Raw genomic sequence first — 7,360 nt, forward strand, 5'->3', positions numbered from 1 at the left:
CTCTAAGAGGATGTATCTTAGGTAAAGTAATTATTCTGATCGGGGTCACTCTAGGTGCCGCCACTGAAATTACCACAAAGCCTTTGGTACTTCTACTACTAAAGGCTTTTCTCATCCCAACCGGAATTGCGAGCGAGCTTGCAAGCATCAAATTAAAATCGGTCTTGCATAGAGCCTTAATTGGCTCTACGTAAACGTTAGCTCAAGAAATTATTTTCTCCTGAAAAATGGGGAATTGCTGCCAACGTCCATTGAATAAAGCAGGCGACCATTCACTGGCGGTAACCGAGAGTACGCAAGGGTAGCTGCCTGCATTGTCAATGGCTGAAAGATAGCTGGGCGCTTGCTTTATTCTGTTGTTAGGTGCTGGCTTAATTTATTCTTTTATAATAGTAGACTTAAACTTGTACTCTCTTGCAACCGATAATCAATCCATTGTCAATTTCTATAAAGTAATTTCCATATGGGTCATAACTTTCAATATACTCTTGCCGATATAGTTTGAATAGTAGGGAATATTGGTGTGTAGGGTCACCAAAGAAACCACCATATCTTTTACCTTTATAAATGATTGATTCAAATTCAAATCTATATTCTTCCAGCTTATCGCCACCACCTGTAACTTCGTAGAACTTGAGCAGAAGAGCTTTAGATTTGGCAATTACTGACTCCATTATATTATGGTCAAAGAATTGCAGAAAATCTTCAAAATCTGCCCAGTTGATTGAATTATCCTGAAAATCTTGTAGGTAAAGTTCAATGTCCAGCGTCACATTATTTAATTCTACTCTTCCCATCCAGCATTGATCGGAATCAGAAAACTCGAATTTATACGTATGATTATCAAAGTTGACTTCCTGCATTCTGGTTATAGTAATTGCTTTATTTTGCTTGCACCTAACGTCCATTGAATAAAGCAGGGGCTGGTCACCGCCGCTTCTCTATGGACGCAAAGTATCGGTTTTGTAGTTCAATGGCAAAGAACTCTTACAGCCCTTGCTTTATTCTGTTGTTGGCTGCTGGCTTTTTATTTTTGTTATAGTATCTCCCAGCCACCTTGGTATTCATCTCCGGTTATTGATTCTAATTTTTCACACATCTTTCCCCATTCCTCAAACGCTCCTTCTCCTCCTATTATAGCAACTACATTTAATCTGTCTATGTATTCAAAATCTTCTTCACCTTCCAGGACCCCATAATCTTTATCTGAAACTGTTAACGCAATCGAAGCAAAGTAAGCTTTAGCCCATTCGGGGTTGAGCTTAGGCTCAAAATAATCATTAATTGATTGTCCAGGTTTATAGGCAGGCTTACCCCAAAATACAGTTGGTTCACCGATTATATTTGCGTCAACCAGCCCTGATTTTATTTTATCAGTTTTAACTTCTTGCACTTCAGATTTTGGCCAGAATTTCAAAATGAAGTCGGACATAAGATATTAATGGTTTTGGTTTGATACTTGGTTAGATATTGCTGATTTTGCTTGCAGCCAACGTCCGTTGAATAAAGCAGGCGACCTTCACCGACGGTCACCCAAAGTTCGATAAGTTAGCTAGCTGCAGTATCAATGGCAACCATGCTGGCTGGGAGCTTGCTTTATTCTGTTGTTAGGGCCAGTTTATTATCTTATTATCAAGCCGTACACTCCATTGTAGACTGCAAGTACTTCACCTGTTTCAGCGTCAACTTCTGCTATTTCCATTTGTCCGGTTTCCTGTCCACCTGGAGATATAGTACTGGTCAGGATGTTATTGATTTGATAGATATACTTCCCATACTTCTGCTCGAACCTTAGCTCTGGTTCTGTTGCTCGAACACCATTTTCTTTGAAACTGTCCTGTGCTATTCTACTTGCCCTCTCCTTCTCAAGGAAGGTCGACGGGTTCTTCTTTTTCACAAAGTCAGGAATATAGGCCAGGTCAATAGAGTTCGTAGGCTTCAGCTTATCATCTAGTATTATCCAACTCCCGCCCCTTATGCCTTCGATGTCAGGGTAGTTAAAGTGGTATAACACATGAATCGATTCTGTGCTTTTTCTAAGCTTTTTTTTTGAAAGGAATTTACCGCTCACCTCTCTGCCACTTGAGGTCAAATATGTATGATAGGAACCTTCAGAAACTTGGAACATCTTGAATAAAACATCTCCAACTCTGGATTTTAAAATACTGTCTGCCGCTTTTAGAACCTGCTGCGTCTTTATTCTTTGAGCGAATATATTTTGAGACAGTACAAGGCAAACAAGTAATATTAAGTACCTCATGTTGTTAATGCTGCTCCTTTTAATTGGCCCTAACGTTCCGCAAACTGGGTGTTGGGCATTTAATGGCACCTCAACATCCGGTTGCTGTTTAGCTTATAAGTGGCTTTGGTGCCTGAATTACCAGAATATGCCCAATAACCTGTTTGCATTGTTGGCAATTGTTTATTTTATTTATTTAAAAGCTTCAATTTTATTTACTTACTTATTTATGATTTTTTCATTGTATACATCTATGAGGTCAGGGAATTCAAGTTGGAGATAGCGTTTAAAATTAGAGTTTGACATACTCCATTTGGCACCATTACCTGCATTTTTTAATAATCCTTCTAAGGAATCCCGGTTTCTTACTCTCGTCAGCCAAACCAAAACTTCACATTCCAGAAAAGTTGCGACCTTAAGAAAATCAGCAGTAGATAACTTATAGCAGTTGAATACATTCCCCAATCTTTCTTCTGCTTCCATTCCATGTCCTTCTACACGCTCAATATCTTCACCAATTATCTTCCTAATTATGACAGTGCCATTTGGTTTGCTTTCCAATTTCTTAGAAAAAAGGGTTAAATCTCCCAAAAATACACCTGTATGTAATTGGTTATCAACTACGAAGTCTCTGTAATAAAATGAAATACCAAGTTCAACGGCAATCCAATTACCTGACATATTACTTCTACTAGAATTAAAGCCTATATTCAGTAGAATTCCTTCGTTTTCAAATTGTATGGTCTTTTTTGATTTTAAGTATGTACCACCTAAAGGCTTAAAATACCTTGCAAACTCTTCTAAGGTCGCATTAAATATCAATTTGCTTTGCGTGCTCTCACCATAACTATTAAGCAAACTATTCTTCTCCCAATTCCATATCATGCTAATGCTTAGTTGTTTAATAATTGCCAACGTCCATTGAATAAAGCAGATGCCCTTCACTGCCCCTTGACGAATGTACACAAAAATTGCTTCCTGCATTGTCAATGGCTGAATGCTGTTGGGGCATTTGCTTTATTCTGTTGTTGTACGGAGTTTTTTTATTTTTTTATTCAACCAACGGAAGCCAATAGTTAAACAGCCTTAATATATTGTGCTTTAGCTGTTAAGACATTATTGCCAATGGTAACCATCAAAAAACCATAATTCTTTGTTATATTTTTGTGCTATTCTAGCTAGATTAATCAATCCTATAAGTTCTAACATAATTGGGTCTGATTCTTGCAATGAAAAATGATGCATTATATATTCCTTATACTTTTCTGATACAATGATCACATCATTAGGATCTGAAACTTCAAAATCTCCTGCTTCCCATGTTTTTTCTTGATTGATAATGCTGTGAATGTGCTCTCCTACATAGTCAAAGTAACTTATTGATTTTATTTCTTTAATTTGCATGAAATCATTCAATGATGTTGCTTCACTATTGTTATTTTCATTGTGTTTATACTGATCTGGGATTCTATATCTATTAGTAATCGTTTTATACGTTGGATGAAAAGAGATAATTGTAAAGAAAGTCTTAATATTTTTTATACTTAAGGGCTCATAAGATTCAGTCAAGAAATTTAAGTCTGCTTGATTGAATCTTTGTTCACAATCTTCGTTTATAAAAACCTTAAACTTGTGTTCTGATAATTTCATTTATATTACTTTTTACAGCTGATAAATTCTTATATAAATCTGTAAGATTTATTACTCTCAAATTGTAATTACCTATTGACATCCGCGTGTAATTCTTGAACAAATCAATTTCATTTAGACCATCTAATCTCGAATGAAAATCTATACAATATGGTTTTCCCTGAACCCTGATTATCATATTTTCTTTAAAATCAAGTATTAGCTGTTCGTTATTAATGATATTTTTAAACTTTGAAATGTTCCCTTCATTATTCAAAATTAGGATATCCAAGTCTCTAGTGCCTATCTTTTGTTTATAAAGCATTAAAGCTGTACCTCCCACGATTAAATATTCCACGTAATAATCCTCTAACAGCTGAGATATTATTTTTGCAAATTCGATCATTTTTAAACAGTAATTTTTTTTGATGGCTAACTGAAAATTTTCGAATACCATTTCTTAATGTATCATTTATGGTAGGATCAACTTATAATAGAAATCTCGCTACCCCTTAGTATATTATTACTTTAAGCTACTACTTAAGGTGAGGATCCAGTCTAATTCCGTACAACGGTCGTTAAATAAAGCAGGCGCCGCCGCTGCGGTTGGTTAACAGTGAAAGTAACAATATGCCAGCCCCTTTACAAGAAGAGCTGGGGGCGCTTGCTTTATTTTGTTGTTACCCTTAGTTTTTCATTATTTATTCTTTCGTCTACCTGCGCTTGCTGGTCAATACTTTTAAAGGTCAAACCTGCGCCACGCTTTTATTATTCCGGCTCTGCTGCTGGCTCACAAGCAGCGGCCATTACTGCTTCGCACCGTCCTGCCTCCCGGCATAGACAATTCAAGACCTTTATGAGCCGTCATTATTTTGACAGTCTAGATTTACCGGCACTACCTTCCAGTCCTCCTGCGCCCAGCTGGTCCAGCTAAGGTCTTACCTTGTTATTTATACGCCAGCCATGCCAGCTGAAAGATCAATGCTGCACCGGCAGATCATTATTAGAAACTTTCTGCCTGCAGCGACTTTTGCCCTCCTGCTGGCGGCTTATCCTTCTACCTTTCGCTAACGCAGCAGCTAAGCTTTTCTGCTACTCCCCCTGCCACACCAAACGATATTCAATAAAGGGTAACGTCCGTTGAATAAAGCAGGCGCCGCCGCTGCCGTTGAGTAAGAGTGAAAGTAATAGTTTGGCAGCCCCTTTACAAAAAGAGCTGGGGGCGCTTGCTTTATTTTGTTGTTGCTCTTTGTTTATTATTTACTCACCGGCTTTCCCTCATCCTACTTCCGTCCACCTGCACTATGCTTTTTATTCCTGCTCTGCAGCTAACTAACCAGCAGTGACTTTTACTGCCCCACACCCATCCTGCCTACCGGCATTGATAGAGCAAGACCTTTAAGAGCCGTCATTATTTTAAAGAACCTGCTTTGCCGGCACTACTTTCCAGTCCACCTGCACCTTACTGATCCAGACAAGGGCTTACCTTTTCTTACGCCTGCTATGCCAGCTGAAAGATCAATGCTGCACCGGCAGATCATTATTAGAAACTTTCTGCCTGCAGCGCCTCTTGCCCTCCTGCTGGCGGCTTGTCATATTACCCCTCGCTAAGGCAGATACTATTCTTTTTCCTGCTGCCACTGCCACACCAAACGACTGCAATAAAGAGCAACGTCCATTGAATAAAGCAGGCGACCTTCACCGGCCTTTGCTATGCCCACGCAAAGGTAGACAATAGCATTGTCAATGGCTGAATGCGCTGGGGAGCTTGCTTTATTCTGTTGTTGCTGCCAGTATATTATTTTTTTTATAATGGACCAATGGCGAAAGTTACCTCTACAGCAAATTTTCCATGGTCAAGTTTTTCTATTCTGTCCAGTGACACGAATTCCCTTATTTCACTATCTGCAAAATCTAAATCATACGCCAGCTGCATTTCTTTATTCTGGTCAATGTATTTAGCTATTGCATTCATACCAGCTTTGATGTCTATCGGAGACTGGTCTGCTTTTTCTATTTCACTTAATAGCTGAACTGCTTTATTATACCAGAACGATAAATCAGTAGTGTCAGCTTTCCAACGCGTAGTTTCAAATCTGTAAGTCTGCACATAATATTCACAACCACCATGATTGATAATCAATTTGTCACCATTGTTTAAGTCCACCGCTTCTGTTGCACTAGTGCTTTCAATCAGCATAAACTGTCTGCTTGGATAAACAGCCAGGTCAAGTGACGCTTCTGGTGCTCCTCTCACACAATTGAATTCATGAATTTCAGGTTGTGTAGGTTCAGTCGTCGGAGTACGTTCAAGAGGCTCCTTTACTTCTTGAGTATTAGAAATCGATATGGATGAATCCACATGCTTATCGGTCTGGCTACATGCAGCAATTAATACAAGTAGAAGTATAGCAGTCAGTGTCTTCATGGTTTTATATTGGCAGCAACGTCCATTGAATAAAGCAGATGCCCTCCACTGCAGGTGAGTAGTGGACGCAAAATATCAATTTTGTCGTCAGCTAACAATAAGCTCTTGGGGCATTTGCTTTATTCTGTTGTTGCCCACAGTTTATTATTTTTATGCTACTTTCACCTGCCTGTCTAATAGCTCCACTTTGAAGTTTACTTTTGCTTCAAGAGCTTTGAACACTTTTAAGATCGTATCTATAGTCACATTGCTGGCATTGTTCTCTAGCCTGGATACTTGAGCCTTTTTTACTCCTATTAATTGACCAAGCTGTTCCTGGGTCAGATTCCTTTCTTTTCTGGCAGCTTTGATCATATCGCCAATGAGCTCGAGCTTTAGCTCAAATTCATACTGATCACGAGCAGGAGTTCCTTTTGGCCCAATCAGCTTATCTTCTGCTTCATCTAAAGAGTACCTTTTCATAATCCTTTGTTTTTAAAGTAAACCTGCCGGATGCGTTCTGCTTTCTCTATCTCTTTTTTATCCACTTTGCTGGTCTTCTTGATAAATCCGTGTGTGGCAAGTACCAGCGTCTGCTTCTTATCAGTTTTATCCCAGAAAGCTAACAGTCGATATTGAAGTCCGGCATAAAGGGTTCTGAATTCCCAGATCTCGTCATTGAGCTTCTTGAAGAGCTTTGGATCATGATGAAACTGTGCCCTTCGCACATTCTGCAATATCTTAGCCCGATGCTTTAAGTCCAGAGATTGTAAGTATTCAAAAGCCTCCTCCAGCAGGTCAACTTCGAATTTCTGATTCATTTAGTTTACATATATAGATACAGGCCAAGATACTAAAAAGTTTCGTTAAATGTAAACTAACGATCATCAATTCTGACTAACGTTTCTAGAAAGCCTCTACAGGAGCATTTTGGGGTCCTTTTAATTGGGCTAGTGTTGTTTCCAATTTAGCTAATTGTTTTTGTAGTTCTCGCACCTTTCTCTTTCGTTTTTGGTCCAGATATTCATACTGATCTGGAGGCGTAAAGGGCTGATGCTTGACAAGCATATTCCAAATAATGACAG

10 protein-coding genes are annotated in these 7,360 nt (G+C 38.8%); 1 reads left to right on the plus strand and 9 read right to left on the minus strand.

Going from position 1 to position 7,360, the window contains the following annotated elements; translation table 11 throughout:
• Positions 1-194 (plus strand): hypothetical protein (locus KWJ01_RS27535; protein WP_225000371.1); only part of this gene is annotated, 194 nt, incomplete at its 5' end.
• 204 nt (positions 195-398) lie between these two features.
• Here the strand turns inward: KWJ01_RS27535 and KWJ01_RS27540 are convergent.
• From KWJ01_RS27540 to KWJ01_RS27580, 9 genes are all read right to left on the minus strand, one after another.
• On the minus strand, positions 399-863 hold the full coding sequence (locus KWJ01_RS27540) for a hypothetical protein (RefSeq protein WP_225000372.1): 465 nt from the start codon (positions 861-863) through the stop codon (positions 399-401).
• A 173-nt stretch (positions 864-1,036) separates the two neighbouring features.
• Positions 1,037-1,432, minus strand: a complete 396-nt coding sequence (locus KWJ01_RS27545; protein ID WP_225000373.1) for a hypothetical protein — start codon at positions 1,430-1,432, stop codon at positions 1,037-1,039.
• Between the two features lie 189 nt (positions 1,433-1,621).
• Positions 1,622-2,260 carry a PepSY domain-containing protein gene (locus KWJ01_RS27550; RefSeq protein ID WP_225000374.1) on the minus strand — a complete coding sequence of 213 codons (639 nt, stop codon included), beginning with the start codon at positions 2,258-2,260 and terminating at the stop codon, positions 1,622-1,624.
• Positions 2,261-2,458: 198 nt separating this feature from the next.
• On the minus strand, positions 2,459-3,223 hold the full coding sequence (locus tag KWJ01_RS27555; RefSeq protein ID WP_225000375.1) for a hypothetical protein: 765 nt from the start codon (positions 3,221-3,223) through the stop codon (positions 2,459-2,461).
• A 132-nt stretch (positions 3,224-3,355) separates the two neighbouring features.
• Positions 3,356-3,889: a hypothetical protein gene (locus KWJ01_RS27560; RefSeq protein WP_225000376.1), complete on the minus strand. Its 534-nt coding sequence runs from the start codon at positions 3,887-3,889 to the stop codon at positions 3,356-3,358.
• Positions 3,864-4,274, minus strand: coding sequence for a hypothetical protein (locus tag KWJ01_RS27565; protein WP_225000377.1), 411 nt, complete (start codon positions 4,272-4,274; stop codon positions 3,864-3,866). Before KWJ01_RS27565 ends, KWJ01_RS27560 begins: the two co-directional genes overlap by 26 nt.
• A gap of 1,401 nt (positions 4,275-5,675) precedes the next feature.
• Complete coding sequence (locus KWJ01_RS27570; protein ID WP_225000378.1) at positions 5,676-6,296, minus strand: hypothetical protein; 621 nt, start codon at positions 6,294-6,296, stop codon at positions 5,676-5,678.
• A 150-nt stretch (positions 6,297-6,446) separates the two neighbouring features.
• Entirely contained in the window at positions 6,447-6,758 is a 312-nt protein-coding gene (locus KWJ01_RS27575) for a helix-turn-helix domain-containing protein (protein ID WP_225000379.1), read from the minus strand.
• Positions 6,755-7,096 carry a type II toxin-antitoxin system RelE/ParE family toxin gene (locus tag KWJ01_RS27580; RefSeq protein WP_225000380.1) on the minus strand — a complete coding sequence of 114 codons (342 nt, stop codon included), beginning with the start codon at positions 7,094-7,096 and terminating at the stop codon, positions 6,755-6,757. Before KWJ01_RS27580 ends, KWJ01_RS27575 begins: the two co-directional genes overlap by 4 nt.
• Positions 7,097-7,360 lie beyond the last annotated feature (264 nt).

It is taken from the genome of Cesiribacter sp. SM1 (assembly GCF_020178975.1).
Taxonomy (GTDB): domain Bacteria; phylum Bacteroidota; class Bacteroidia; order Cytophagales; family Cyclobacteriaceae; genus Cesiribacter.